We start from the raw sequence: 25,989 nt of genomic DNA, 5'->3' as shown, positions 1-25,989 counted from the left end.
GTTCCCAAGTTTTTCAGACCAGCGAATTTCTTGCCGGCTTTATGCCGTTGAGATGGTAGTTGCCGACGATATTGTGGGTTTTGCGCGCGGGATCATACAATGTGTGAATGCGGGCGTTGCGCCAGTGGCGATCGAGATTGAGCCCGATGCGCGCCGACGTCGTACCGGCAAGATCGAACAGCGTATTGGATGCTTCCATAGCGATGTCAGCCGTAATCGCCTGGGCCGCCGCAACGGAGAGCGCGGCATCGATGACGTGATCCTCGGTGAGGTTGATCTGGGCGGCGTCGATCTTGCTGCCGGCGCGCTCCACGATCGCCGTCGCGGCTTCGATCCGAATGGCAATTTCGCCGATCCTCGTCACCAATAGCGGATCGTCCACGGCCCGCTTGGAGCCGTTATCCGCCGGCGGTTGAGGATTGGTCCGCACGAACTCCATGGTCGCCGCCAGAGCGGATCGGGCGATGCCGAGATTGATGCCGGCATGGGTGAGCTGGCTCACGCAATCGATCACCGTGGGCTCCGTCAACTTCTCATGTTGCGAGAGCAGGGCATCGGCGCTGAGATAAACATTATGCAGTATGGTCGTGCCGTTTCCGGAGGTTCGTTGACCAAAACCGTCCCAGTCGTCGATGATCTGAATGCCCTCGGCATTTCTAGGCACGATGGCCGCCATCAGCCCCTTTCGCCTGTCCGGGATGAACAGGGCGATCCAGTCTGAAAACAGAATGCTGGCGGAAGGCAGGCTCCGGCCGTTGAGGCGAAAGCCGAGCCCATCCGGTGCCAGATGCAGGGCATCCTGATCCGTCCCGCCGGTCTCGGGTTGGGAAAAGACACCGCCGAAGCGATCGCCTGTGATGGCTCGGCCGAAGTGGGATGCCCGTTGTTCCTCACCGCCGGCTATTCTGACTGCCTCCAGCACATGAAAATGCGTCTGTAATATCTGCGCGATGGAAGGATCGGCCTCCGCCAGTATGGCAATGACCTCGGCAAGAACGCAGTTCGAAATATCGATGCCGCCATGTTCCGAAGGCACGGAAATGCCGAGCAGGCCTGACAAAGACAGGGCCTTGATCTCGTCATAGGGCAGGATGCGGTTGATATCGCGGTCGCTTGCCTGTTGCGCGAAATCAGCCGCGAGCGACCGGGCAATATCGAGCGCTTCCTCTTCGCTTTGAATGCGATGCGCGGGCGGCCTGACGCGTTCATGCAGCTGCGAAACAGTCCCCATTCACCCTCCTCAGCCGCGCCAGGTTCGTTCTTTCAGGCGCGGCAAATCGCTGGGATCCTAATTTCATAGAGGCGGCTGCAACGGATTTTCTTCGGTTGCTCGTGCCACATTCTCTGACAAGATAGGCGTCAAATCGAGAAATTGTAAGCGAGCCAGCCAATATGCGGTTGCTGCGGCAGCGAGCTTGGCAGCCTTTCATCTTCCCGCCCGTCTATATCGAAAGCGGTGCCGCATGGAGCTTCAGGGCTATGAAATGCACTCCTTTTCCGCCGATAGAAATGGTCGTTATCCACAAAGTGGCAGCCAATTACGCGGCGTTTTCGCGCGGCAGCATAGCGTGCCTCATCCCGTCAGGATAAGAAAGCACTTGCTAGCGGCGCATTTTCGCGCTTTCATATACGACTAAATAAGTAGACAATGACAATAATCCTGCTGCCTGATGGCTTCCAAGAAGCTATTTATGGCAGCCGATTGCAGGCATCTGGTGTCAGATCAGAGTTGGACCTGCCTGTTGCATCTTTCAGCGGACGAGAAATCCGGATTGATGGGATGCGCCGAGTTTTGAGAACCGAAGCGGCTTCCGTGTGTTTTGTCAGCTACCGTTCTTCGGCTGTCGAGCACCAGATATCGGAGTTTGAGTTTCTGGGCCCGTAAAGTGAGCAAGCCCCAAGAAAAGGCATGATCGACCACCTCTCGCCCCAGGAGTTGATATGACGGTTCAGGGATTTTTTTCCGCCAGGACGAACGCGGCGGCACAGGCTTATGTGATGCCGCGCATTGCCGTTATCGGGCGCGGTTTTTCCGGCATGATGATGGCGATCGCTCTGATGAAGACAGTGCGTTTTCCGTTCCATCTGCAGCTTTTCGATCCCAATTCCAGTGTCAGCGGCGGTCAGGCGCTGGCCTCGGGCCATAGCAGCGAGATCCTCAACAGCCGCGTTCGCGATCTTTCGGTCTCCGCCGGCGATCCCGATGATTTCAATCAATGGCTTTGCGGCAATGCGCCGTTCCGCAGTGCCGTTCCGGCCGCCATACCCGGCTTTTTGCAGATCTTCGTGCCGAAGAGCATTTTCAGCGACTACGTCTATCAGCGCTTTTCCGAGGCCTTCTCGTCGCGTCGCGATGTGACCGTGCAGGTCAGCAGCGAGACGGTCTTCGGGCTTCGCCGCGTTCGCGGCGGCCGCTTCGTGGTGGAAAGCGACGGTGCCGTCAATGCGCCGTTCGACATGGTGGTGGTGGCGACCGGTTACGGCATCACCGATCAGGAATCGCAGGCCAGCGATCTCGTGAATGTCCCGACGACGGTGCGGGCGCGGCGCCTTGTGTCACGCCCGCATACGATCCTGCTCGGCAGCGGCCTACGTGTCGTCGACCGGCTGCTGCAGATGCGCGACAATGGCTATACCGGGCAGATCACCATCGTTTCGAGGCGGGGCTTCCTGCCGCAAAGCCACACGCGCAATAATGCCGATCCGGTATTCCCCGCCGATAAAATGCCTGGCAATCTCAGCGAGATTGTTCGCTTTATCCGTCAGGCCTGCGAGGAGGCGGAGACGAGCGGCCAAAGTTGGCAGTCTGTCATGAACGGCTTGCGCAAGCATGCACGGTCGCTCTGGCGATCCTTGCCCGCCGGCCAGAAGCAACAGTTCAACCGTCATCTGCGGGCACTCTACGACAGCCATCGCAACCGGCTGCCCGAAGCCTTGCATGTTCGCCTGAAACAGGAACTGGCCGAGGGGAATACGGTGTTGCAGCGAGGTCATTTCATCCGGCGGACGCCAACCGGGATGGTTTTGAGGCCTGCGGGCCGATCGGAACCCGAGCAGCTCTACGCCGATGACGTGATCGACTGTCGATGCCAGGCGCCCGATCTGAATGCGCCATTGCTGCGCAGCCTGATCGACACCGGCCTTGCCGTGCCCGACGAGCTCGGCCTCGGTCTGGCCGTCGAGGCTAGCGGTGCGCTCGAGGTCAATGGCCGCACGACGGAAGGGCTCTTCGCCATCGGTCCCTTGGGGCTCGGAAGTCTCCCCGATATCGATCTGGTGCCGGAGATCGTGACCCAGGCCTATACTGCAGCCGAAAACGTGGCAGAACGTTTTCATCCGCAGTGCAAGGCCGGCTAACGTTTCTCGGACCTGGTTTAAACAATTCGGCGCGCCGATCCCGGCCTGCCAAGGCTTTTATCCTGATATCCTGAAGCAGACGGCGATGGGCGCCCCATTGCCAAGGCTTTCCCCTGGCCTATTTTTCCGGGCAGGCATAAGCAGTCCGACACGTCGTCTTCAAGATAAGGCGGGCGATATCCGGCTTCTGGCGCTATTCAGGATCGGATAAAGGCGTGGAATGCCTTTGTGTCGCCTTTCTTTGTCTTACAAGGCGTACGCGTAAAGACTATGAAATTCGCAATCACACTATAGGACGACTCGGTTCTCGATTTTCTTCGGCGATTTCGGTCATCCGCTGCCTGCGAGTTATGTGCGACGAGGAGCTTTGCTTGCGCCCGCTGAAATGCCGTCTTTTTCTGCTGCCCCTTTTGCTGTTGGGATTGGGAGCCGTTACCGCCACCCTCCCGCTGGCTGGTGGCTATGCCTTTGCGCAGGATCAACAGCCGGCCCAGCCGCCGCAACAAACGGACCAGCAACAGCCCACGCAGCTTGCAAACGGGTTACTGGATACGGCCGTTACCGATCTCAATAAGGCAAAGAAGGCCTACGACACCCTCCAGGACAGCGCAAAGCAATCGGGGGCCGACGACGAGACGCTGGTGGCGCTGTCGGGCCGTGTCGACGATCTCAATCGCTCCGTCGCTGCAATTTCGGCACGCCTGAAGCCCCGCACAGCGGAGATCGATACGCGCCTGACCCAATTGGGCGCCGCCCCCAAAGAGGGCCAGCCGCCAGAGGCACCGATCGTCGCGCAGGAGCGCGACCGGCTTAATGCCGAGCGCGCACAGATCAGCGCCGTGATCCTCGATGCCGACAATCTGACCGCGGAGACCAACCGGCTTTCCATGCGGTTCATGGAGATGCGCCGAAGGCTGTTCGCCGAGACATTGTTCAAGCGGACTGAGATTTCCGGTACCACATTCGACGACGCGGGCGCGGCTCTCGTCGATGAGGGCATCAAGTTCAGCGGCGCCGTGGCGAGCTGGATCGGCTTCGTGCTGAAAGCCAAGCTCGCTTCGTTCCTTGCCGCCGTTTGTCTGTCGATCGGCGCGGCACTGCTGTTCCTCGCCGGTGGCTACAGGCTGTTCCGCCGTTATTACGTGCAGGACGAGGCCATCGAGGATCCGCCCTATATCAGCCGGCTCTCCGTCGCCTTCTGGTCGACCCTGATCCGCACGCTGTCGCTGGCGGCATTTCTCGTCACGTCCTTCTTTTTCCTTTCGAATTTCAATGTCCTGCGACCGGATATCGCGCCGATATTGGCGGCGATCTTCGGTTTCATTGGGCTTGTCTATTTCGTCGGCCGCCTGAGCAACGCCGTCTTTGCGCCGTTCCGGCCGCACTGGCGCCTCGTCAAGCTGTCGAACAAGGGCGCGCATTCGCTGGCCTGGTGCCTGCAGGCAATGGCCGTGGTCAATGGTTTGGATTATGTCTTCGACCGCATCAGCGAATCCATGGGCTCGCCCGTCGTCGTCACCGTGGCAAAGAGCTTCCTGGCGGCGCTGCTGATCGGCCTCATTCTGATTGCCGCCTCGTTCGGCTCGCCGATGCTGGCCAAGAACGGCGATCCGGATGCGCCCGGGCGGCATTGGCCGCACGGCATGGCCCTCATTCTTCGCGTTCTCGGCATATTGGTGATCTTCATCTCGTTCATCGGCTATGTCGGGCTCGCGCGCTTCATGGCAACGCAGATGATCGTGACGAGCGCCGTCATCGCGACCATGTATCTCGGCTTCCAGCTCGGCAAGGCCGTGTCGAAGCAGGGCGTCTTTGCCGAAACGATCATCGGCCGTTTTCTGGAAAACCGGCTGAAGCTTCGCGAAGTGGCTCTCGATCAGGCCGGCCTTGCTGCCGGGCTTGCAACCTATGCCGTCGCGCTGCTGACGGGCATTCCGCTGATCCTGCTGTCCTGGGGCTTCCACATCCAGGATTTGGAGGTCTTCGCCTATCGGCTGTTTACCGAGATCAAGATCGGCAACATGTCGATCTCGTTGCTCGGCATCTTCGTCGGTATTCTGCTGTTTGCCGGCGGCTATCTGGTCACGCGCTGGTTCCAGCGCTGGCTCGACAGCAATGTCATGGCGCGCGGGCAGGTGGACCTGGGCGTCCGCAACTCCGTGAGGACCGGCATCGGCTATCTCGGCATAGCCTTGGCGGCTATCTTTGCCATTTCCGCCGCCGGTATCGATTTGTCCAGCCTCGCGCTCGTCGCCAGTGCGCTTTCGGTCGGTATCGGTTTCGGTCTGCAGAATATCGTGTCGAATTTCGTGTCGGGCCTGATCCTTCTGGTCGAACGGCCTTTCAAGGTCGGCGACTGGATCGTGTCGGGCACTTCGGAGGGTATCGTTAAGCGCATCTCGGTGCGCGCGACAGAGATCGAGACCTTCCGCAAACAGTCGATCATCGTGCCGAATTCCGAGCTCATCAACGCTTCTGTTGGCAACTGGACGCATCGCAACCGGCTCGGCCGCTCGGAAATTCCGGTGTCGGTCAGCTATGATGCCGATCCGCGCAAGGTCATGGAGATTCTGCTGGAACTGGTGCGCGCGATCCCGAAAGTTCTTAGAAATCCCGAGCCGCACGTGGAGTTCCTGCGCTTCGGTCCGTCATCCCTGGATTTCGAGATGCGCTTCTACCTCTCGGATCTTTCCGACGGCATGGAGATCCGCAACAATCTGCGCATCGAAATTCTGAGGCGGTTCAAGGAAGAGGGGATTGCCATTCCCTATCCGCATCAGGAGCTGCATATCGTTCGCGACGGCAAGAGAGAACGGAACGGTGATGTTGCGGCCAGCCTGTTGACGGATTCCGCCGATGGCCCCGAGGCCGATGCGGCGGAAGCTGTTGCTCCGTCCGAGGAGAATGCTTCCGAGGTAAAGAGTGCCGGCCGTCGCCGCGGTAGAACCGCAGCGGAGTGAGCTGGGCAACTGGTTCCGGCCGGGTTTATACCGCATGTCCGCGGGCAGGGCGGACCTGTAGCCGACATCAGCGGCACGCGATATTCCATGCTTGATGATTGTCGACCGGCTCCAAGGGCTGGAACATTCGCGTGCGTCTGCCGCAGCGGATGCCGCGTTTCTTCATTTCTGGGAAACCAGTCGGTTTAATGAATCCGCAAAAGCTTTGTTTTAAAAAAGTACAGAGGGGATCATTTCCAATAACAGGTTTTCATTATGCCATTTCTGGGTGTTTCGGGGATGCAATATTCCGGCGCGTCTCTTGCCGGCTCGCGCATTCTTCTCGTCGAGGATTCCAATCTATTTACCGCGATGATCCGTGCCAGGCTCAAGGAGCTTCTGGACATCGATGTCGAGATTTGTCGGAATTTCGAGGAGCTACAGCTTGCCTATGACAAGTCGTCGGAGCCGATCAAGCTGGCGATCTCGAATATGAACCTGCCGGGCGCCGAGAAAGGCGAAGCCCTGGCTTATCTGGTCGATCTCAGCATTCCGACCATCGCCTTCACCGGCACCTTCCTGGAAGGTACGCGCGACGAGCTGATCGCCAGGGATGTCGTCGACTACATTCTCAAAGACAATGTGTTCGCAGTCGACATGCTGGCGGAATCGATCTGCCGCTTTCTCACCAACCACCGCCATCATGTGTTGATCGTCGACGACAGTGCCACGGCGCGCGCTTTGCTGTCCAGCCGCCTCAAGCGCTATAACTTCCGTGTCAGCGTTGCTGAGAGCGGCGCCAAGGCGCTCCAAATCCTGAAGGCCAGTCCGGATATCGGCCTTATGGTCACGGACTACAACATGCCAGACATGGACGGCTTCGAACTGACGCGGCGCATTCGCGCCACCACCGGCTCGCACGAGCTGCGCATCATCGGCGTTTCATCGTCCAGCAACCGGCTGCTGTCGGCACGGTTCCTCAAGGCCGGCGGCAACGATTTCATCCTGCGGCCATTCATCGACGAGGAATTCTACTGCCGCGTGAATCAGAATCTCGATACGCTGCTGCAGATCCAGACGGCGCGTAAAGTGGAGGAACCCGCCTAGGCATTGCGGAAGCGGGCAAGTCAGCTTCAAAAAAAACGTGAGGAAAAATCATTTTTGTATAAATCTCCGCAATCTATGGTTCCAATTTTTTCACGAATCCTATTCAGGATAAGGTGAAGAACGGTTTGGCAGACCCTGCGATTGACTGAGATTCAGGCGCCTATGGCGTGGGAGGAATTGAAGGGAAATGGTACTGCATGTGGGATCCCTCGGCGATGGCAGCGGCCACCGCAACGGTCACCAGAAGATACTTCTGGTGGAGGATTCCCGCATGTTTTCCGCCGTGCTTTCGCATCGGTTCGAGACCGAGCTCGGCCTGGCGGTCACGCATTGCCCATCGCTGAAAATGCTGAACGAAGCGCTGGCGAATGCGGGCCATGGCTTCACCATGGCTGTGATCGACCTCAATTTGCCCGACGCCCCCCATGGCGAGGCTTTGGATGTCGCGGTCGCCCATAGTATTCCCACCATCGTTTTCACTGCCTCTTTCGATGTCGCAACGCGTAACCGCATCATGGAGCGTAGCGTCGTCGATTACGTGCTCAAGGACGGCGAGTTTGCGCTCGATAATCTGGTCTCATCGGTCAGGCGCGCCATCGCCAATCGATCGACACGCGTTTTGGTTGTGGACGATCTGCCGTCGGCCCGAAAGATGCTGACGGATTTGCTATATGCCCAGCAATTCAAGGTCACCGAAGCCGGCACCGGCATCGAAGCTCTGGCGGCGCTCGAGGAGTTCGACGATATCGAAGTCGTCGTCACCGACTACAACATGCCCGATATGAATGGGCACGAACTGACACGCCGCATCCGCCATCGTTTTGGTTCGGACCGGATGCGGATCATCGGCATTTCGTCATCGACTGACCGATTGCTGTCCGCGACCTTCTTGAAGGCCGGTGCGAGCGACTTCATCTATCGCCCCTTCGTTCCAGAGGAACTGCAGTGTCGTATAGCGTTGAACGTCGAGACATTGGCACAGCTGAAGCAATTGCGCGCGGCGGCGGCGAGCGATTATCTAACGGGCCTTTATAACAGGCGTTATTTCTACGACCACGGTCCGCGTCTCGTAAACGAGTGCCTGCGCCGCCAGCGTCCGAGTTCGGTCGCCATTCTCGATATCGATCATTTCAAGAATCTGAACGATACCTATGGTCACGAGATCGGCGATCAGGTCTTGAAGGCCGTTGCCGGCAGGCTCGGTGCGCTTTTTGAAGGCAGCGACAACCTGCTCTCCCGCCTTGGCGGCGAGGAGTTCGCCATTCTCTTTACCGAAATGAATTCACGCGCAGCGACCGCGGTCTGCGATGAGGTGCGCCTCAGCCTTGCGGATCTGAAGGTCCATGCCGATGACGAGGAATTGTCGGTGACGGTTTCCATCGGTGTTGCCGAGATCGCCGGATACGAAGCCTTCGACAACTATCTCAACGCCGCCGACCAGTTTCTCTATATGGCGAAGCACAATGGCCGCAATCAGGTCTATTCGGACTTCAAGATGGCCCAGGAGGCGGCCCAATAGGCCGCGCCCCATAGTCTTGTTTGCTCAGGCCTTTAGACGACGATTCCTGTGCGGTTCGTCGACATGGTCAGCTTGCGCTCGGCGCGCTCCTGCTGGGGCGAGCGGTTATAGAGTTCGCGATAACACTTGGAGAAGTGCGAGGCGGAGACGAAACCGCAGGCAACGGCGACTTCCACGACCGGCATGGAGGATTGCACGAGCAGATGCCGGGCGCGATCCAGCCGGATTTCAAGGTAATAGCGGGCCGGCGAGCGGCCCATCTCCTGGCGGAACAGGCGCTCGATCTGGCGGCGCGACAGGCCGGCATCGTCGGCGATTTCCAGAAGCGACAACGGCTCGGCGAGATTGCTTTCCATTAGCTCGATAATCGACAGGACCTTGGCGTTCTGGACGCCCAGGCGCGCGCGCAGGGGCAGGCGCTGGCGATCGTGCGGGCTGCGGACGCGGTCTGTCAGCTGCTGTTCGCAGACGCGGTTGACGAGGTTTTCGCCGAAGTCCTGGCCGATGAGGTTCAGCATCATGTCGAGCGAAGCCGTGCCGCCGGCGCAGGTGTAGATGTTGCTGTCGACCTCGTAGAGATCGGCATAGACTTCCGCCTGCGGGAAGGTCTCGGAAAAGCCCGGCAGGTTCTCCCAGTGGATCGCACAGCGCTTGCCGTTCAGCAATCCGGCCTGGGCGAGCACATGCGCGCCCGTACAGAGGCTGCCGACTGCGACGCCGCGATTATAGGTCTCGCGCAGCCAGGCATTGACCGACTTGTTGTGGAATTCCTCGACATAGATGCCGGAACAGACCAGCACCATGTTCGGCCGGTTCTCGCCGCCAAGATAGCGGCGCTCGTCCATGAGGGATGAATTGACCTCCAATCCGATGCCGCTGGAGGAATAGACTTTCTGGCCGTCCGCGGAGGCGAGCCGCCACGTATAAGCGGGATAGCCCAGCATGCGGTTGGCAATCCGCAGCGTCTCGATCGCGGCGGAAAACGGCAGCATGGTGAAATGCGGGACGAGGAAGAAAACCAGGGAACGCGTCTTAATCGGAGTCTTGCTCATATCGTGAAAATCCATGCTCAAGGACCATTGCGTATTCCTTGCGTCAAATACGTCGGCCCGATGGTCTATTAGCGACACTGGCATGGATAATCGCGGCTGCAAAGGGATATTTGCGCCTGTTCGGAAAAATGTCGCTCTAGAAGAGGATTGAATGGGAAGGCAGGCGATCTGCCTGGAGCAAAGGAAGGTATATGAAGGTAATTCGAGGAATTATTCGGGAATGCGCATTCAGATGATCAAATGTTCAAAAGGCGACACTCGTTGGGGTTGAGCGCCGCCTTCAATGCTTTCGATCTTTTGCAATCATCGCATGGCTTTCGGATTCTTCGTTTCGTTTGCGGCCGGCCAGCCGAGGTCTTTGCGCAGATCGTCGGACAGGGACTCAAGCTCGCGAAGCGAACGCCATTGCTGCCAGCGATGGGCGATGCGGGAGATGAAGGGCACGTAGCTACCGCCTGATGGAAACGAGTTCCGCATCCTGCCGGGCTGTCTATAGGTCATCGTTGTCATTTGCGGATTCCTTTCAGTGTCAACCGCTCAAAATGTCACGCCTACCGGATACAATATGGATCCGGCATATTGATCAATCAAGCGAATAGATCTTATGATTGCCATCAGTATTTTTGAACGAACGCACCTTGCCGGGCTTGCGCTCGAGGATCGACAGGGTCCGATCCGGCGGCAGGCCGCGGGCGTTGACGTCGTCGATCAGATGAGCCGGAAAGTGGGTGGCGATCTCATCGAGTGTATGTTGCGCCGTCCGCTGAATTTTTCGTACGCGTAAGAGCGTGTAGAGGCGAGAAACTTCGCTCAATGCCGTGTCAGCCATGGTTTTTCTCCTTTACGACTGTCTGCGTGAATTTCCATTACGCCTAATATGGTGCTTCGTTGACATTCAGACAAATGAAATGATATGGTGTTTAGGATCAGAAAAATTGAAAGATGACTGATATGACCGTACCGTTCCGCCGGCCCATACCGTTGCTTGACAATGAAGTTCTGCGCACCTTCGTCGCGATTGCCGAAACGGGGAATTTCTCCACGGCCGCCGATGCCGTCTTTCGCACACCGTCTGCCGTTTCCATGCAGATCAAGAAGCTGGAAGAGCAGCTCGGCGTGACGCTGTTCCTGCGCGACGCGCGCTCGGTCAGCCTGACGCAGCACGGCGAGATGCTGCTTTCCTACGCCCGCAATATCCTGGCGCTCTCCAACGAGGCCGTCTCGCGTTTCATCATGCCGGAGCTCAGCGGCGTCGTGCGGCTTGGCGCTCCCGACGATATTGGCGAGCGTCTGCTGCCGACGATCCTGAGGAGTTTTTCAGAGAGCTATCCGGGCATCATGGTGGACGTCGTCGTCGACATGAGCATTCAGCTCAAGAAGCGCATCGAGGAGCAGCGGCTGGATCTGGCGCTGATCAATTGCGCGACGCGGCCTTTCCCGACGGAAGGGGAGGTCATCTATACCGAACGTCTCGTCTGGGCCGGTGCCAAGTGCGGCACGGCCTATCGCCGCGATCCGCTGCCGATTTCCATCTGGGAGGAGGGCTGCATCTGGCGATCGGAGGCGATGGCGCAGCTGGAACGGCAGAAGCGCCCCTATCGCGTTTCCTATCTCAGTGCCCATACGATGGCGCAGCGCGCTGCAATCGTCTCCGATCTTGCCGTCGCGCCATTCCCGCGCTCCTACATCACCGACGATATGGAGATCCTGGGGCCGAATGAGGGTCTGCCGGAATTGACGTCCTTCGACATTCGTCTGTTGACGGCATCGCAGATGACTGGACCGATGAAGGCGGTTGCCGACAGTATTCGCCAGGCCTTCGTTGAGATCGGGCGCAAAATGGCCGCGTGATGCGCGGCCAGCCATTTCCTATTCGCGGTTGCGGCGGCGTCTGCGGCCTCCGCCTTCTCCGCCGTCATCGGAGATCTGCTTGCGCTCGGGCAGGGTGACGACCTTCGAAAGCTCCGGAAAGTTGTCCACCTTGTTCGGCAGGGCCATAGCGTAGACGAAATGTTCTTGAAATTTTGATTCAAGCGCCGTCTCTATCTTCTCGATTTTGCTTACGGTTTCCTCGATCTCGCGGCGATGGCCGCGGTTCAGCAGCGCCATGCGCGCACCGGTGCCAGCAGCATTGCCGACGGCTTTTACCTTGTCCAGTTCGCAGTCGGGAATGAGCCCGAGCACCATGGCATATTTCGGATCGATGAAGGTGCCGAAAGCGCCGGCAAGGCCGATTCGGTCGACATGATCGATGCCCTGCTTGTCCATCAGCAGCTTGACACCGGCATAAAGCGCGGCTTTGGCAAGCTGAATGGCGCGGATATCATTCTGCGTCACCGTGATGCGCGGTTCGCCGTCGCGCAGCAGATAGGAATAGGTGCGGCCGTTCTGCAGGATGCGCGGCGAGCGTGCCGCCATGGAACCATCGACGACGCCGTCCTCCGAGATGATGCCGGTCAGGAACATTTCGGCGACGACTTCGATGATCGCCGAGCCGCAGATGCCGGTGACACCGACCTTGGCGGCGGCTTCCTCGAAGCCCGGCTCGTCCGACCACTGTTCGATGCCGATGACGCGATAGCGTGGTTCCAGCGTGACGGGATCGATGCGCACGCGCTCGATCGCACCAGGCGCTGCGCGCTGGCCGCTGGAAATCTCAGCACCCTCGAAAGCGGGGCCGGTCGGCGAGGAGGCGGCGACGACGCGATGGCGGTTGCCGAGCACGATCTCGGCGTTCGTACCGATGTCAACCAGCAGCATCATCTCATCCTGGCGATGCGGCCCCTCGGCTAGTGTGGCGGCAGCCGCATCGGCGCCGACATGGCCGGCGATGCAGGGCAGCATGTAGATGCGGGTGCCGGCATTCATCGGCAGGCCGATCTCGGCCGATTTCAGATGCACCGCACCCGATACGGCAAGGGCGAAGGGGGCGCCGCCGAGTTCGGTCGGATCGATGCCGAGGAACAGGTGGTGCATGATCGGATTGCCGACAAAAACGGCATTCAGAATATCCTCGCGCGATACGCCGCCGTCGGCACAGACCTTGTCGATCAAGCCGTTCAAGGCTTCGCGGACAGCGTTGGTCATCGCCTCGCGGCCGTCCGGGTTCATCATGACATAGGAGACACGGCTCATCAGATCCTCGCCGAAGCGGATCTGCGGGTTCGAGGCGCCGGCCGAAGCGACGGTTCTACCCGACAGCAGCGACGACAGATGCATCGCGATCGTCGTCGAACCGATATCGCAGGCAATGCCATATGCCTCGTTCTTCAGGCCGGGATAGAGCGCGATCAGGCGAGGACGTTCGCTATCCTGATCGCGGTGAATGGCAGCCGTCACCTTCCACTCACCCTTGCGCAGGATCGACTGCACCCGCGGAATGAGGTGAAAATCCACTTCGAGATTGTCGTATTTCCAGTCCGCCGCGATTGCCGCTTTCAGGCGATCCAGATCGCCGAGCGGCTTGTGCATGTCGGGCTCCTCGACCTCGACGTAGCACATGTGCACGGCCGCGTCGCGGGCGATGACGCGCTCGTCGGCCGCCTTTCGCACCACTTGCGCATTGATGACGGTATCCTGCGGCACATCGATGACAAGATCGCCCTGGATCAGCGCGGAGCAGGAGAGGCGGCGGCCTTCGGGCAGGTCGCGCACCTCGGCATAGCGCCGCTCCTTTGGCCCGATCGGCGAAAGGTGGTCGTTGGCCGAGACGATCTTATGCTTGGCGAAGTTGCCTTCCTGCACCGAAACCTGGCAGCGCCCGCAGGTGGCCCGACCGCCGCAGACGCTTTCGACATAGACGCCGAGCTGGCGCGCCGCCTCCAGCACCGGGGTTCCCGCGGGAAAACGGCCGCGCTTGCCGGAGGGCATGAAAAGGACGAGGGGGTTCGCGCTGTCACCGGCTTCGGCCACGGATCAGCCTTTCTGTTTGCTAAGGCGGCGCACGTTCGAGCGAACGCGCTTGCTGTATGGTTTGACGGCCGCACGAGCGATCGAATCTGCCGCCAGGTGCGTCGAGGTTTTGCGCCCCGCCGCGATTGCCGTCATCGCCGCAATGTTCTCTTCAGCCATCGCCATATTCGCAGCGATGACACTTTCGCTGGCGGCGGCCATCTTTTCGGTGATCATCCGATTGAATTCGGCCGTGTTTACGCGGCCGCCGGTCAGAGCCGTCATCCACATTTGCGACAGGCGCATCCCAATCACCATGGGTGCCTCGATCCATAAGATGGCGAGATCGTCCGAAAGCCGGCGGCTCGGATAGGTCATCGCTACTCCCTCGCAGCGCCTGCGCCCGTGCGCGCAGCACGGCCGCCGCGGCGTCCGCCACCGGCAGCAGGAGCAGCCGTTGCTGCCGCGGCAACACCGCCTTCGGCCGGCTTGTAGTCACGGTATGTCATGATCCAGTTGGTGCAATTAGCATCGGTGCCGTTCAGCACGTTGGCGGCGCGCACGGCTTCCATTTCCTGCGGTCGGCAAGGGTTCATGATCGCCGAGGTCATGCCGGCGCCAATAACCATGGGAATGAAACCGGCATTGATGCCATGGCGATGCGGCAGGCCGAAGGAAATATTGGAAAGGCCGCAGGTGGTGTTGACCTTGAGTTCGTTGCGCAGGCGATGCAGCAGCGCGAAGACCTGGCGGCCGGCATCGCCGAGCGCCCCGATCGGCATGACGAGCGGGTCGACGACGATGTCGTGCGGCTTGATGCCATGATCCATGGCGCGCTCGACGATCTTCTTGGCGACGGCGAAGCGCACATCCGGGTCCATGGAAATGCCGGTCTCGTCATTCGAGATGGCGACGACGGGCACGTCGTATTTCTTGACCAGCGGCAGGATGGCTTCGAGCTTTTCCTCTTCCCCCGTCACCGAATTCACTAGCGGCCGGCCCTTGGCGACTTTGAGTGCGGCTTCGATCGCTGCCGTGACCGAGCTGTCGATCGAAAGCGGCACGTCGACCAGGCCCTGCACGATCTCCAACGTCTGCACCAGCAAGCCCGGTTCGGTCTCGTTCGGATTGACCGAGGTGACGCCTGCATTGACATCGAGCATGGTCGCGCCGGCGGCGACCTGTTCCAGCGCGTCCTTGATGACGGTGTCGAAATTGCCTTCGATCATCTCGGCGGCGAGCTTCTTGCGCCCCGTCGGGTTGATGCGCTCGCCGATCACACAGAAGGGCTGGTCGAAGCCTATGATGATCTCGCGGGTGGCGGAGGCAACGATGGTACGCGTCATATCTGATCCTCTGGTCAGTTGGCTCGATAGCAGGTCTATCGCGCGGTGATTTGGGTTACAAGCCGGCCGGTTCCTCTCCTGACCTGCCTCTATCTATCGAACTCAATGCGTCTGCGGCGGCGTATGGTGGGCTGCAATTTCCGCCATCGCCTGCTGGTTTTCTTCCCGGCCTTCGCTGATCTGGTGCAGGCGCTCGGCAACCAGGGCGTCGCTGCGGCTGGCCTCGCGCTTCCAAGGCTGGCGGCCCTTCAGCACGCCGGAATCATGCACCATTTCGGCGACATATTCCTCCTGGCGGTAGGCCATGACGTGAATGCCTGAAACGCCCTCGATCTCCTTCACCTCGTTGATGATGTCGATGCAGAGCTGCTTGCCTTCCTTCTTCTGGTCCTGTGCGCCCTCGATGCGCTTGATGACGGCATCGGGAATATGGACGCCCGGCACGTTGGAGCGCATCCAGCGGGCGGTCTTTGCCGATGCAAGGGGACCGACGCCGACGAGAATGAAGCATTTCTCAGTCAGGCCGAGATCGCGCACCTTCTTCATGTATTCCCGGAACATCGGCACGTCGTAGCAATACTGGCTCTGGACGAACTGCGCGCCGGCCTCGATCTTCTTCGCCAGCCGATAGGGGCGGAAATCGTAAGGCGGTGCGAAGGGATTGATGGCGGCGCCGAGAAAGACCTTCGGCGGTGACGTCAGCTTGCGGCCGGAGAGGAATTTTGCGTTGTCGCGCATGATGCGCACCGTTTCGAGCAGCGACATGCAATCGAGATCGAAGACAGGCTTGGCGCCCGGCTGATCGCCCGCCTGCACGCCGTCACCGGTCAGGCACATGATGTTGCAGACGCCCATGGCGGCAGCACCCAACACGTCGCCCTGGATTGCGATGCGGTTCTTGTCGCGGCAGGCGATCTGCATGATGGGCGCATAGCCCATGCGTGTAAGCAGGGCGCAAATCCCGACCGAGGACATATGGCAGTTGGCGCCGGAGGCGTCGACCGCGTTGATGCCATCGACCCAGCCTTCGAAAATGGCGGCGCGCTCGTAGACGTCTTCGGCATTGGCGCTGTCGGGTGGGTTCAGCTCGGCGGTCACCGCGAATTCGCCGCGGCGAAGGACGCGTTCCAGCCGCCCCAGCGAATAATGGCCGGGCAGAGGATCGAGCGGCAGATGAACGCCAAGCGGGTTTTCATCGATATGCGACATCGCTCAGGCTTCCTTTTTCGCCGCTTCGCGGGCTGCGGCGGCCTCCGCCGTGACGCGAAGCCACGAAGATGTTTCGCGCAGCGACTGGTTCACGGGCTTCTGCACGTTGAGGATCGCGTCCCCGTGGGTCATGTTCCTCGAGCCGTTCCAGGCCTGCACCCAGACGCAGGGCATATCGGGCTCTACCTCGCAATTGCCGTTGGCGCGAACGCCGCCACAGGGGCCGTTGCGCAGCTGCTTGGGACAGTTCATCGGACAGGACATGCCAGTCGATGACAGCGCACACTGGCCGCACATGCGGCAATCGAACAGGAAGCCCTTCACATTGCGTTCGATGAAGGTGATCGGGCGCTCCACGCGGTCGTAGCCGAAGGCCTTCCACAGCGGATGAAGCAGGAGGAAGGCGTCGGCGAAGCGACGATAGAACCATTCGAAGAAGCGCGAGTGACGGACGGCCCAGAGGCGGACGGTATATTTGCGCCGGGCGCGGCGATTGGGAGAGACGCCCGATGGCGTATAGGCGCCGCTGGCAGCCTTTGCTCCCGCCGCGGCATTGCCGGGCTTCTGGACGGCATCAGCCATTATCGCGGCCTCCGGCCTTCACCAGCGCTACCAGCCGCTCGCGATCATAGGCGGCCTCGAGCTCGCTTGCCGCCTTATCTGCCTCGGCTTCGAGTTCGTCGGATACCGGCACGGGATCGGCCTTGCGCCATTCGGCAAGATAGTCGTCGGTTTCGGCTGCACCCGTGCGCATGGCGCACATGTCTATCGCTTCGGTAAAGCGCAGCGAAAGCTCGCGTTTTGCCGTCTGCCTGCCCTTCTTGATAATCACCTGGGCCGGAATGTCCCGCCAGTAGACGACAATGCGATCTGCCATGCACAAATCTCCTCTTCACACAAGAATGCACGCCGGCCGACCGTCGGACTGCGCTCCCCACGACGCGCCACGTGCCGAAAAGCGACGCCGCATGAAAAGCTTATCCGAAAGCGTTCCCAACGGGCATTTTCCTTTGAAATTACCGGGTTCGAACTGTGATTGAATGCGTCTCACTCGTCCAGCATGTCGGTGACGACAAAGAAGCAGCCGGCAGGAAACGACAGGGCGTCGCAATCAGACGACCGACAGTTCGCGGGCAAGGTCGCCATAGCCGGTGAAGCGATATTCATAATCCAGCCCGAGATAGGCGGCGGCTTCCTCCGCCTTCGCCTGCAACGCGGGATCCTCTTCCTGCGAAAGGTAGACGACCTTGCGGTAGTTGCCGAAATACATGTCGCGCAGCTCGGGATGACGATCCAGGCCCAATGGGACGATGACGAAGGATTCGAACTGACGAGCTAGGAAGTCGGTCAGGAAAAACGACGTGATATCATCGTCACGCGCCGCGAAAGCTTCGTTGCCCGTAAAGAAGGAGTAACAGTGCGGGCCGGACAGGCGTTCTATTCCCTCGCGCTCGCAAATCCTGTCGATATCTCCCCCGGTGCCGCAATCTGCGTAGCCGATGAAGATCTTCTCGAACCCGCGCGAGCGGGCATCGACGATCGCCTGTTCCAGCGCCGGTGCGATCTTCTGCGGATAGGAATGGTAGATTGCGGGAAGACAGTGCAGGTCGATATGGTCGAGCCTGTTTATTCTGACGATCGCCAGTATTTCGCGCGCGATTGCGCCGCACGCGATCACATGAACTTTTTGAGTTGCCGCGCGTTTGTCGGTCGGAGGGTTTTTCTCCGAATCTTGCCGATCAACATCCATTCAAAGGGGCTCCTGATGATGACCGTATCGACATCAAGCAAAATCGCCGCTGCCTTAGCCGTGCTTATGGTGCTTGCTTCGTGCTCCAACACCATTCGTGGCATGGGCAGGGATACGGCAAACGCCGTCAACGCGACGGAAGATGCCGGTCATACCGTCAAGAAGGCTGCTCAGTAACCCATTTGGGATGCCCATGGGCCGGCGACAAGCTTTTTGTCGCCGGCTCGGAGAAATAAAGCAATCAGGCGCCGGCAGCCAGGCTGTTGTGCTTGCGCTTCATGAATTCCTTGGCGGTTTCGACCGCCACGGCGGCGTCACGGCAATAGGCGTCGGCACCGACGGCCTTGCCGAATTCTTCGTTCAGTGGCGCGCCGCCGACCAGCACGACATAGTCGTCACGCAGGCCCTTTTCCTTCAGCGTGTCGATCACGACCTTCATGTAGGGCATGGTGGTCGTCAGCAGCGCCGACATGCCGAGAATGTCAGGCTGTTCGCGCTCGATGGCGTCGAGATAGTTCTCGACTGGATTGTTGATCCCGAGGTCGATGACATCGAAACCGGCGCCTTCCATCATCATGCCGACGAGGTTCTTGCCGATGTCGTGAATATCGCCCTTGACGGTGCCGATCACCATCTTGCCGAGCTTGGGTGCACCGGTCAGCGCCAGCAGCGGACGCAGGATAGCCATGCCGGCCTTCATCGCATTGGCGGAAAGCAAAACTTCCGGAACGAAGAGAATGCCATCGCGGAAGTCGATGCCGACGATGCGCATGCCTTCGACAAGCGCCTGTGTCAGAACATCGTAAGGCGTCCAGCCGCGGTCGAGAAGGATCTGTGTCGCTTCCTCGATCTCTTCCTTCAAGCCGTCATACAGGTCATCATGCATTTGCTGCACGAGTTCTTCATCAGAAAGTTCAGCAAGAATGATTTCGTCGTCAGACATGCGCTCCATCCCATTTTCGTGCAATGCATCAGAGGCTTGTATAAAACAGTGTCGTTATTACCGATAGACCCGAAGTCTGCCAAAACTCTTTTTGAAAGCGACGTCGCACGGATCAATCGCGACGAATGGAGAACAGTGGATATTGCCGCATCGATGTCTGTCCTATGCTAATTGCTGGCGCATTAAGGAACGTCCGCTTGGCGGAATCGGGTAGCATAGGGTCATGACAGACGCATTCATGCGCAGGAGTGAGGAAACATCATGGACGATATGATTGAACAATCGGCTGCAGGCAGCGAAGGCGGCGGGCGGCGTTCGCGAGGAGAAGGCAGGGGTGCCGCGGCAAGGCGCGCCTCGCGCAGCGGCGGCGGACCGGCCCCTTCGCTTCCCAATATCGTCCGGAAGGTCGGCGTCTACGAAGTGCTCGATGAAGAAGGTCTGCAGCTCATCGAGCGCAATGCCGACACGGTGCTCGAGGAAATCGGCATTGAGTTTCGTGACGATGCGGAGGCCTTGGCGCTCTGGAAGGAAGCCGGTGCCGACGTGCGCGGCCAGCGCGTGCATTTCCCGAAGGGGCTCTGCCGCGAACTTCTGAAGACAGCTCCGAAAGAATTTACCTGGCATGCGCGCAACAGTGCCCGCAACGCCCATGTCGGCGGTAAGGCGACGATCTTCGCGCCTGTCTACGGACCGCCCTTCGTGCGCGACCTCGAGGGCAACCGCCGCTATGCGACGATCGAGGATTTCCGCAATTTCGTGAAGCTCGCCTATATGGCGCCGTCGATGCATTCGTCCGGCGGCACGGTTTGCGAGCCGGTGGATATCCCGGTCAACAAGCGCCATCTCGATATGGTCTACAGCCATATCAAATATTCCGACAAGCCATTCATGGGCTCGGTCACGGCACCGGAGCGTGCCGAAGACACCATCGCGATGGCGAAGATCGTCTTCGGCGAGGAGTTCGTCGAGAATAATTGCGTGACGCTGAACCTCATCAACGCCAATTCGCCGATGGTGTTCGACGAGACCATGCTCGGCGCCTTGAAGGTCTATGCACGGCACAATCAGGCCTCGGTCGTTTCCCCTTTCATCCTCTCGGGCGCGATGAGCCCGGTGACGGTGGCGGGCACGCTGACGCAGATCCTTGCCGAAGTGCTGGCCGGCGCTTCCTTCACGCAGCTGATCCGCAAGGGGTCGCCGGTCCTATTTGGCACCTTCGCCGCATCCATCTCCATGCAGTCGGGCGCCCCGACCTTCGGCACGCCGGAGCCGTCGCTCGTCTCCTATGGCGCAGCACAGCTCGCTCGGCGTCTCGGTCTGCCGTTCCGTACCGGCGGTTCGCTCTGCGCCTCGAAGGTGCCGGATGCGCAGGCAGCGCATGAATCCGCCAACACCTTGAACATGACGCTGCTGGCAGGCACGAATTTCGTGCTGCATGCGGCCGGCTGGCTCGAGGGCGGTCTCGTATCCTCCTACGAGAAGTTCATGATCGACCAGGACCAGCTCGGCATGATGCAGAAGATGGCGGAAGGTATCGATCTCTCCGACAACGGCCAGGCGCTGGACGCCATCCGCGAAGTCGGACCAGGAAGCCATTACCTCGGCTGCGGCCACACGCAGGCGAATTTCCAGTCCGCCTTCTATCGCTCGGCGCTTGCCGACAACAATTCTTTCGAGCAATGGGAGATCGAAGGCCAGAAGCGTGTCGAGGAACGGGCCAACGCGCTTTGCCGCTCTTGGCTCGATCATTACGAAGCGCCTCCGCTCGATCCGGCGATCGACGAAGCCTTGCTCGCCTATATCCAGACGCGCAAGGATTCCATGCCAGACGCCTTCACTTGAAGAGAGCCCGAGGCCGCCAGGGAGCAAGGCGGTGCCACGCGCGTTGCCGACCTGATCCAGAAGGAAGTCTGGCGGCCGCACTATGAATATAAGGGGCCGCGATGAACGGCGGCACTGCCATTTTCGAACAGCTCCGTGCGACACTCGGTGTCCACGGAGTTTTCGTTCGCGGCAGCTTGTCCTTCAATGAAGGCGAGGGGCCGCTGCTGACGGATGGCACGCCTGCGCGCGGTGTCGTGCTGCTGGGCAATATCGGCGGCTCGATCTGGCCGGCGTTTTCGGCTTGGCGAGATATGCCAGACAACGGGATATCCATGAATCCTCTCGACGATTGGTCGAAAGCGATTATCCGGCCGGTCGCGGCGATGTTGGAGGCAACAGTCTATTTCCCTTCGGATCCGCCCTGGCAGCCGTTCCAGCGCTGGGCCATGCAGGCCGAGAGATTGCAGGCATCGCCGCTCGGCATATTGATCCATCCGGAATACGGCCTATGGCATGGTTATCGCGGTGCCCTGGGATTTGCCGAGGACTTGAGGGAGGCCCAGACGATAGCGTCTTCTCCGCATCCATGTGCGTCATGCGTGGAGAAGCCTTGTCTTGCCGCCTGTCCCGTCGGGGCCGTTACCACGGCGGGTTTCGATGTTCAGGGCTGTCGCTCACATTTGCGCACGCAGAAAGGGCAGGCTGGTTGCATGACCGGCGGCTGTCTCTCCCGCAATGCCTGTCCGGTGGGGGCCGGCTATCGTTATCCCTCCGAGCAGCTTGCCTTCCATATGGCGGCGCTTCAGCTTTAACCTTCGACGCGTTCCTTGTTTCGCCGCATTGCGATGCGTTCTGAGGCTTGTGCTATTCATGCGGGGCCATGCGCTTGATTCGATTGATGATCATCCTTGTCGTTCTTGCCTGCGCCGCCACGGCATCGGCTGGCGAAGCCTGCCGCAAGGTTCAGCATCTTGGCGATGGCTATACGATCTGTACTTTCGATCCCGCCCGCCACGATATCCAGATTTTCCAGAATGACCGCAGCGGCAAGCCTTACGGCTCGTTCCGGGCGCTGGAAATGGATCTGCGCCAGGATCGGATCTATGTGCGCTTTGCCATGAACGGCGGCATGTATCTCGATGATCAGTCTCCCGTCGGTCTCTTCATCGAAAACGGACGCGAGGTAAAGGCGATCAACACCAACAAGGGCTGGGGCAATTTCCATCTGCTGCCGAACGGGGTTTTCTATGCCGGCTTGGGCAAGGCCGGGATCATGGAAAGCAAGGCCTTCGCTGCTTCAGGCACCAAGCCATTCTATGCGACCCAGTCCGGCCCGATGCTCGTCATCGATGGCAAGCTCCATCCGTCGTTTCTGGCCGACAGCACCAGTCTCAAGACACGAAACGGCGTCGGCGTCACCGTCGATGGGCTCGTCGTGTTCGCGATTTCCGATGGCTCGGTGCGCTTCCACGATTTTGCGACGCTATTCCGCGACGATCTGAAATGTCCGAATGCACTGTTTCTCGACGGCAGCATTTCCAGCCTGGACATTCCGGAATGGCAAAGGCGCGACAGCCTGTTTCCGCTCGGCCCGATCATTGCGGTGACGCAAGTGCTGCCGGGCTAAGCCAGCTTCCACATATAGGCAAGGTCGCCTTCCCGAAGCTCTCCCCACCGGCTCTTGGCCTCGCAAGGTTTGAGCAAGCCCCATCGCGCAGTTTTTAAGCGAGGGGTTCCAGCGAGTCTTTGAGAAGGATCAACATGCACGCGCAAGCGGAGAAACAGACTGTCGCATCGCATGGCGCGGAACACGCCCTGCCAGCCTTTCCTTTCGGTTGGGAGCATCACAAGGATCGGCACTGCATTTGGATCGTCAGTCCAGAGGGCTATATTCATAGCCGCGCTTTCGAGGATGTTGCCCTCGGTCTTCACTACGCCTTTGCCGAACTCGGCGGCAGTGCGCCTCTGGTTACCGATCCGCGAGACTGGAACGGACGGGTGCCGATCGTTTACGGCGCAAATTTGCTGCCGTCGGTCGCGGCGCAATGGCTGCCGCCGGAGAGCATCATCGTGAATATGGAGCAGGTCTCGGCTGAAAGCAGCTGGATCAATCATCGGTATCTCGGACTGCTCAAGAAATTCGCCGTGCTCGACTACAGCGAGCGCAATCGCCAGGGACTAGCCAAGCTCGGCGTTCCCGCCGAAATTCTTGATGTGGGATACAACAGGCACCTGACGCGGGTGCCCCAAACGCCGGTAAAGGATATCGACGTTCTCTTTTACGGCTCGGTCAACGAGCGCCGCAAGAATGTGCTGGTGGCGCTGCAAGCAAGTGGGCTGAACCTCGTTCACCTGTTCGGTGTATACGGCACCGAGCGCGACGCCTTCATCGGGCGCTCCAAAATCGTCCTCAACGTGCATCATTTCGACGCCGCGATCTTCGAGATTTGCCGCGTTTCCTTCCTGCTTGCCAATGGCGCTTGCGTCGTAAGCGAAGGCAATATCCATGACCCTGAAGTGGCCGCTTTTGCCGAAGGCATGGCGTTTTGCGATTATGACCGGCTCGTCGAAACCTGCATCGAACTCGTTCGCGACGAGGAGAAGCGGTCGGCAATTGCAAGCCGCGGCTTCGGCCTGATGTGCGAGCGCCAGCAGGCGACCATTCTTTCCGCTTTGATGGCGAGAGGCGGCTAGGTTTCTTAGAGCATTTTGACAGCGAACCGGGGTGCCCGCGGCGGCTGGATCGGCAAACGACATATGAAGGCGGATTGCGACTATGACTGGAAATGAAACGATCTATATCCTCTGCCCACCCAATCATATGACGGGCGGTCCGGAAGCCCTTCACCAGCTTTGCGCACGGCTGACCAAAATCGGACGTAGCGCCAGAATGGTTTATACCAATGGATCCGATCACTCCCTGATGCCATCCCCTGAGGGGGAAACCACGATGGTGTTTCGGGAATACGAGAATGCCGTCCATCCGCAATATCGGGCCTACGCAACCGAAAGCTCGGACTATATTATCGACAACGAAAACGCGATCGTGGTGTTTCCGGAGATATGGCCGCATCTGATTCCACTCTTCAAGAAGGCGGTTAAGGCCTATTGGTGGCTGAGTTTCGATTACGGCATGGGGCATCTGATGCCGTTGGGCGGCGTGCCGTTCCTTCTGGCGAACGACTGCAAGATGTTGTCGCAATCCTCTTATGCCACGGCACAGCTCAGTATTTTGGGCTTCAGCGATGTCTTGCGGGTCTCGGATTTTACCACGCTGGCAAACAACGTGGCGCCACAGCCGATTCAGCAACGGCGGGATCTGGTTCTGTTCAACAACAAGGCCGAGGCTTTCGGGCGCCAACTGGCGACCATGTGTCCGCAATATGAGTTCAAGATCCTGAGCAAAATGTCGCCTGCTGAAGTCCATCAAAACATGGCGCAAGCCAAGCTTTACGTCGACTTCGGTCCTCATGCCGGCAAGGATCGCATGCCGCGCGAAGCAGCGCTGCTCGGATGCTGCGTGATCACCGGCCGGAATGGCTCGGCCAACAATTTCGAGGATTTGCCCATTCCGGCCAAATACAAGTTCGGCAATCATCCCCAGCGAACGCACGAGATTTCAAGAGCGATCGATGACGTGATCCAGAATTTCTCGGAGAGGTTCGAGGATTTCGGTGTCTATCGGCGCTCTATTGCCGTCGAAGAAACAAAGTTCGAATTGGAGGTCTTCAGTGTGTTCGGGCAGGTCTGATCGAAGGTTGGCGGCAAGAGGATTGGTCTCGCGATCATGATCAATTTCGCCGATGTTGACTTGCTCGTGGTTGGCGCCGGCTTTTATGGCGCGACGCTCGCGGAGCGGGTGGCCAACGAGCTGCAGAAGAACGTGCTCCTGATCGACCGCCGGAACCATATCGGCGGCAATGCCTATAGCGAGTTCGACAGCGAGACCGGTATCGAGGTTCATCGCTACGGCGCGCATCTCTTTCACACGCCGAACGAACTGGTCTGGACCTATCTCAACAGGTTCACCGCATTCACCGACTATAAGCATCGTGTCTATTCGACCTATCGCGATCAGGTCTATTCGATGCCGATCAACCTCGGCACGATCTCGCAATTCTTCAATCGACGCCTTTCGCCCGACCAGGCGAGGGCACTGATTGCCGACCAGGCGGCGGAGATGGCCGGGCGTCATCCGGTAAACCTTGAAGAGAAGGCGATTTCGCTGATCGGCCGGCCATTATATGAGGCTTTCATCCGCGGCTATACGGCCAAGCAGTGGCAGACGGACCCGCGCGACCTGCCCGAACATATCATCACGCGTCTGCCGGTCCGCTATACGTTCGACAACCGCTACTTCAACGATAGATACGAAGGTCTGCCGGTCGATGGTTATACAGCGATCTTCGAGAGGATGTTGAAACATCCGAGGATCCAGATTGCGCTCGGCGTCGATTTCTTCTCGCTGAAATCAACGCTGCCGGCCGGTCTCCCGATCGTCTACACCGGCCCCATCGATCGCTATTTCGATTATTCCGAAGGCGAGTTGGGCTGGCGCACCATCGACTTCGAAAGGGAGACCCTGAACACCGGTGACTTCCAGGGGATGGCGGTCATGAATTATGCCGATGAAACAATTCCCTACACGCGTATCCTCGAGTTTCGTCATTTCAATCCCGAGCGAAGCTACCAGACTGAAAAGACGGTCGTTGTGCGGGAGTATTCACGATCGGCGAAGCGCGTCGATGAACCCTATTATCCGATCGATACGCGGCAGGACAAGGACGTCTTCCTGCGGTATCGCGAGCGGGCCGAGGCGGAGACGAATGTCCATTTCGGCGGCCGGCTCGGCACTTATCGATATCTCGACATGCATCAGGCCATCGGAGCCGCCTTGAAGGCCTTCGACAGCCGCATCGTTCCGCATTTCGCCGAAGGCCGCGCTATCGGCGGTGAAAGATAGTACACGCCGATATTCGGAGCGCGCACATGACCGCCCTGAACAAGGCTGATGGAGAGAATGCCGGATTTGCAGAGGAAAGCCCGGTTGCC

24 protein-coding genes are annotated in these 25,989 nt (G+C 59.3%); 12 read left to right on the top strand and 12 right to left on the bottom strand.

Features of this window, described 5'->3' with window-relative positions:
• Positions 1 to 13: 13 nt before the first annotated feature.
• Entirely contained in the window at positions 14 to 1,231 is a 1,218-nt protein-coding gene (locus FP026_RS20490) for an SfnB family sulfur acquisition oxidoreductase (RefSeq protein ID WP_149636437.1), read from the bottom strand.
• Positions 1,232 to 1,941: 710 nt separating this feature from the next.
• Between FP026_RS20490 and FP026_RS20485 the strand changes: the two genes are divergently transcribed.
• The 4 genes from FP026_RS20485 to FP026_RS20470 all read left to right on the top strand — a co-directional run bounded on the left by FP026_RS20485 (position 1,942) and on the right by FP026_RS20470 (position 8,922).
• The gene (locus FP026_RS20485; RefSeq protein ID WP_149636436.1) at positions 1,942 to 3,357 is read left to right on the top strand and encodes an FAD/NAD(P)-binding protein; all 1,416 of its coding nucleotides are present in this window, start codon (positions 1,942 to 1,944) and stop codon (positions 3,355 to 3,357) included.
• A gap of 371 nt (positions 3,358 to 3,728) precedes the next feature.
• Positions 3,729 to 6,317: a mechanosensitive ion channel family protein gene (locus FP026_RS20480; RefSeq protein ID WP_149636435.1), complete on the top strand. Its 2,589-nt coding sequence runs from the start codon at positions 3,729 to 3,731 to the stop codon at positions 6,315 to 6,317.
• A gap of 255 nt (positions 6,318 to 6,572) precedes the next feature.
• A complete protein-coding gene (locus FP026_RS20475) occupies positions 6,573 to 7,403 on the top strand; it encodes a response regulator (RefSeq protein ID WP_149636434.1) in 831 nt (276 codons plus the stop codon).
• Between the two features lie 187 nt (positions 7,404 to 7,590).
• Positions 7,591 to 8,922 (top strand): diguanylate cyclase, encoded by a 1,332-nt coding sequence (locus FP026_RS20470; protein ID WP_149636433.1) that lies wholly within the window; start codon positions 7,591 to 7,593, stop codon positions 8,920 to 8,922.
• Between the two features lie 32 nt (positions 8,923 to 8,954).
• Here FP026_RS20470 and FP026_RS20465 read toward each other — a convergent pair whose 3' ends face one another.
• The 3 genes from FP026_RS20465 to FP026_RS20455 form a co-directional block, all read right to left on the bottom strand.
• Entirely contained in the window at positions 8,955 to 9,974 is a 1,020-nt protein-coding gene (locus FP026_RS20465; protein ID WP_348642322.1) for a GlxA family transcriptional regulator, read from the bottom strand.
• 303 nt (positions 9,975 to 10,277) lie between these two features.
• Positions 10,278 to 10,484: a hypothetical protein gene (locus tag FP026_RS20460; RefSeq protein WP_149636432.1), complete on the bottom strand. Its 207-nt coding sequence runs from the start codon at positions 10,482 to 10,484 to the stop codon at positions 10,278 to 10,280.
• Between the two features lie 73 nt (positions 10,485 to 10,557).
• Positions 10,558 to 10,803 carry a hypothetical protein gene (locus FP026_RS20455; RefSeq protein WP_149636431.1) on the bottom strand — a complete coding sequence of 82 codons (246 nt, stop codon included), beginning with the start codon at positions 10,801 to 10,803 and terminating at the stop codon, positions 10,558 to 10,560.
• A 122-nt stretch (positions 10,804 to 10,925) separates the two neighbouring features.
• Between FP026_RS20455 and FP026_RS20450 the strand changes: the two genes are divergently transcribed.
• Positions 10,926 to 11,825 (top strand): LysR family transcriptional regulator, encoded by a 900-nt coding sequence (locus tag FP026_RS20450; RefSeq protein WP_149636529.1) that lies wholly within the window; start codon positions 10,926 to 10,928, stop codon positions 11,823 to 11,825.
• 18 nt (positions 11,826 to 11,843) lie between these two features.
• Here the strand turns inward: FP026_RS20450 and FP026_RS20445 are convergent, their stop codons facing one another.
• The 7 genes from FP026_RS20445 to FP026_RS20415 all read right to left on the bottom strand — a co-directional run bounded on the left by FP026_RS20445 (position 11,844) and on the right by FP026_RS20415 (position 18,170).
• Positions 11,844 to 13,844: an ASKHA domain-containing protein gene (locus tag FP026_RS20445; RefSeq protein ID WP_149636528.1), complete on the bottom strand. Its 2,001-nt coding sequence runs from the start codon at positions 13,842 to 13,844 to the stop codon at positions 11,844 to 11,846.
• Between the two features lie 45 nt (positions 13,845 to 13,889).
• The gene (locus FP026_RS20440; RefSeq protein WP_149636430.1) at positions 13,890 to 14,243 is read right to left on the bottom strand and encodes a hypothetical protein; all 354 of its coding nucleotides are present in this window, start codon (positions 14,241 to 14,243) and stop codon (positions 13,890 to 13,892) included.
• A gap of 2 nt (positions 14,244 to 14,245) precedes the next feature.
• Complete coding sequence (locus FP026_RS20435) at positions 14,246 to 15,211, bottom strand: methyltetrahydrofolate cobalamin methyltransferase (protein WP_149636429.1); 966 nt, start codon at positions 15,209 to 15,211, stop codon at positions 14,246 to 14,248.
• A 102-nt stretch (positions 15,212 to 15,313) separates the two neighbouring features.
• Positions 15,314 to 16,420, bottom strand: a complete 1,107-nt coding sequence (locus FP026_RS20430; protein ID WP_149636428.1) for a methylenetetrahydrofolate reductase — start codon at positions 16,418 to 16,420, stop codon at positions 15,314 to 15,316.
• A 3-nt stretch (positions 16,421 to 16,423) separates the two neighbouring features.
• Complete coding sequence (locus FP026_RS20425; protein ID WP_149636427.1) at positions 16,424 to 17,002, bottom strand: methylenetetrahydrofolate reductase C-terminal domain-containing protein; 579 nt, start codon at positions 17,000 to 17,002, stop codon at positions 16,424 to 16,426.
• Positions 16,995 to 17,297, bottom strand: coding sequence for a virulence factor (locus FP026_RS20420; RefSeq protein ID WP_015340223.1), 303 nt, complete (start codon positions 17,295 to 17,297; stop codon positions 16,995 to 16,997). The genes FP026_RS20425 and FP026_RS20420 overlap by 8 nt, the downstream gene beginning before the upstream one ends.
• A 234-nt stretch (positions 17,298 to 17,531) precedes the next feature.
• On the bottom strand, positions 17,532 to 18,170 hold the full coding sequence (locus FP026_RS20415; RefSeq protein ID WP_149636426.1) for a DUF1638 domain-containing protein: 639 nt from the start codon (positions 18,168 to 18,170) through the stop codon (positions 17,532 to 17,534).
• 15 nt (positions 18,171 to 18,185) lie between these two features.
• On the opposite strand from FP026_RS20415, the gene FP026_RS20410 reads away from it, so the two are divergent.
• Positions 18,186 to 18,347, top strand: a complete 162-nt coding sequence (locus FP026_RS20410; protein WP_149636425.1) for an entericidin A/B family lipoprotein — start codon at positions 18,186 to 18,188, stop codon at positions 18,345 to 18,347.
• Between the two features lie 64 nt (positions 18,348 to 18,411).
• Here FP026_RS20410 and FP026_RS20405 read toward each other — a convergent pair whose 3' ends face one another.
• Positions 18,412 to 19,113: a corrinoid protein gene (locus FP026_RS20405; RefSeq protein WP_047633207.1), complete on the bottom strand. Its 702-nt coding sequence runs from the start codon at positions 19,111 to 19,113 to the stop codon at positions 18,412 to 18,414.
• Positions 19,114 to 19,374: 261 nt separating this feature from the next.
• On the opposite strand from FP026_RS20405, the gene FP026_RS20400 reads away from it, so the two are divergent.
• From FP026_RS20400 to glf, 6 genes are all read left to right on the top strand, one after another.
• Complete coding sequence (locus FP026_RS20400; RefSeq protein ID WP_149636424.1) at positions 19,375 to 20,955, top strand: trimethylamine methyltransferase family protein; 1,581 nt, start codon at positions 19,375 to 19,377, stop codon at positions 20,953 to 20,955.
• 101 nt (positions 20,956 to 21,056) lie between these two features.
• The gene (locus tag FP026_RS20395; protein WP_149636423.1) at positions 21,057 to 21,749 is read left to right on the top strand and encodes a 4Fe-4S dicluster domain-containing protein; all 693 of its coding nucleotides are present in this window, start codon (positions 21,057 to 21,059) and stop codon (positions 21,747 to 21,749) included.
• Between the two features lie 86 nt (positions 21,750 to 21,835).
• Positions 21,836 to 22,564 (top strand): phosphodiester glycosidase family protein, encoded by a 729-nt coding sequence (locus tag FP026_RS20390; RefSeq protein WP_246665393.1) that lies wholly within the window; start codon positions 21,836 to 21,838, stop codon positions 22,562 to 22,564.
• A 134-nt stretch (positions 22,565 to 22,698) separates the two neighbouring features.
• Complete coding sequence (locus tag FP026_RS20385) at positions 22,699 to 23,631, top strand: glycosyltransferase family 1 protein (protein WP_149636422.1); 933 nt, start codon at positions 22,699 to 22,701, stop codon at positions 23,629 to 23,631.
• Between the two features lie 82 nt (positions 23,632 to 23,713).
• Positions 23,714 to 24,688 (top strand): hypothetical protein, encoded by a 975-nt coding sequence (locus tag FP026_RS20380; RefSeq protein WP_149636421.1) that lies wholly within the window; start codon positions 23,714 to 23,716, stop codon positions 24,686 to 24,688.
• Positions 24,689 to 24,724: 36 nt separating this feature from the next.
• Positions 24,725 to 25,900: a UDP-galactopyranose mutase gene (gene glf / locus FP026_RS20375; protein WP_188112639.1), complete on the top strand. Its 1,176-nt coding sequence runs from the start codon at positions 24,725 to 24,727 to the stop codon at positions 25,898 to 25,900.
• The last annotated feature ends 89 nt before the right edge of the window (positions 25,901 to 25,989 follow it).

Source organism: Martinezella tropici, assembly GCF_008370325.1.
Classification (GTDB): Bacteria; Pseudomonadota; Alphaproteobacteria; order Rhizobiales; family Rhizobiaceae; genus Rhizobium; species Rhizobium tropici_B.
This window is presented reverse-complemented; position numbering and strand designations above follow the sequence as displayed.

Coding starts and splice junctions, on each gene's coding strand:
- FP026_RS20485 (WP_149636436.1), top strand. CDS start 1,942: ATGACGGTTCAGGGATTTTTTTCCGCCAGGACGAACGCGGCGGCACAG.
- FP026_RS20490 (WP_149636437.1), bottom strand. CDS start 1,231: ATGGGGACTGTTTCGCAGCTGCATGAACGCGTCAGGCCGCCCGCGCAT.
- FP026_RS20425 (WP_149636427.1), bottom strand. CDS start 17,002: ATGGCTGATGCCGTCCAGAAGCCCGGCAATGCCGCGGCGGGAGCAAAG.
- FP026_RS20460 (WP_149636432.1), bottom strand. CDS start 10,484: ATGACAACGATGACCTATAGACAGCCCGGCAGGATGCGGAACTCGTTT.
- FP026_RS20420 (WP_015340223.1), bottom strand. CDS start 17,297: ATGGCAGATCGCATTGTCGTCTACTGGCGGGACATTCCGGCCCAGGTG.
- FP026_RS20475 (WP_149636434.1), top strand. CDS start 6,573: ATGCCATTTCTGGGTGTTTCGGGGATGCAATATTCCGGCGCGTCTCTT.
- FP026_RS20400 (WP_149636424.1), top strand. CDS start 19,375: ATGGACGATATGATTGAACAATCGGCTGCAGGCAGCGAAGGCGGCGGG.
- FP026_RS20385 (WP_149636422.1), top strand. CDS start 22,699: ATGCACGCGCAAGCGGAGAAACAGACTGTCGCATCGCATGGCGCGGAA.
- FP026_RS20455 (WP_149636431.1), bottom strand. CDS start 10,803: ATGGCTGACACGGCATTGAGCGAAGTTTCTCGCCTCTACACGCTCTTA.
- FP026_RS20435 (WP_149636429.1), bottom strand. CDS start 15,211: ATGACGCGTACCATCGTTGCCTCCGCCACCCGCGAGATCATCATAGGC.
- FP026_RS20445 (WP_149636528.1), bottom strand. CDS start 13,844: ATGCCCTCCGGCAAGCGCGGCCGTTTTCCCGCGGGAACCCCGGTGCTG.
- FP026_RS20465 (WP_348642322.1), bottom strand. CDS start 9,974: ATGAGCAAGACTCCGATTAAGACGCGTTCCCTGGTTTTCTTCCTCGTC.
- glf (WP_188112639.1), top strand. CDS start 24,725: ATGATCAATTTCGCCGATGTTGACTTGCTCGTGGTTGGCGCCGGCTTT.
- FP026_RS20450 (WP_149636529.1), top strand. CDS start 10,926: ATGACCGTACCGTTCCGCCGGCCCATACCGTTGCTTGACAATGAAGTT.
- FP026_RS20380 (WP_149636421.1), top strand. CDS start 23,714: ATGACTGGAAATGAAACGATCTATATCCTCTGCCCACCCAATCATATG.
- FP026_RS20440 (WP_149636430.1), bottom strand. CDS start 14,243: ATGACCTATCCGAGCCGCCGGCTTTCGGACGATCTCGCCATCTTATGG.
- FP026_RS20410 (WP_149636425.1), top strand. CDS start 18,186: ATGATGACCGTATCGACATCAAGCAAAATCGCCGCTGCCTTAGCCGTG.
- FP026_RS20470 (WP_149636433.1), top strand. CDS start 7,591: ATGGTACTGCATGTGGGATCCCTCGGCGATGGCAGCGGCCACCGCAAC.
- FP026_RS20415 (WP_149636426.1), bottom strand. CDS start 18,170: ATGGATGTTGATCGGCAAGATTCGGAGAAAAACCCTCCGACCGACAAA.
- FP026_RS20390 (WP_246665393.1), top strand. CDS start 21,836: ATGATCATCCTTGTCGTTCTTGCCTGCGCCGCCACGGCATCGGCTGGC.
- FP026_RS20395 (WP_149636423.1), top strand. CDS start 21,057: ATGAACGGCGGCACTGCCATTTTCGAACAGCTCCGTGCGACACTCGGT.
- FP026_RS20405 (WP_047633207.1), bottom strand. CDS start 19,113: ATGTCTGACGACGAAATCATTCTTGCTGAACTTTCTGATGAAGAACTC.
- FP026_RS20430 (WP_149636428.1), bottom strand. CDS start 16,420: ATGTCGCATATCGATGAAAACCCGCTTGGCGTTCATCTGCCGCTCGAT.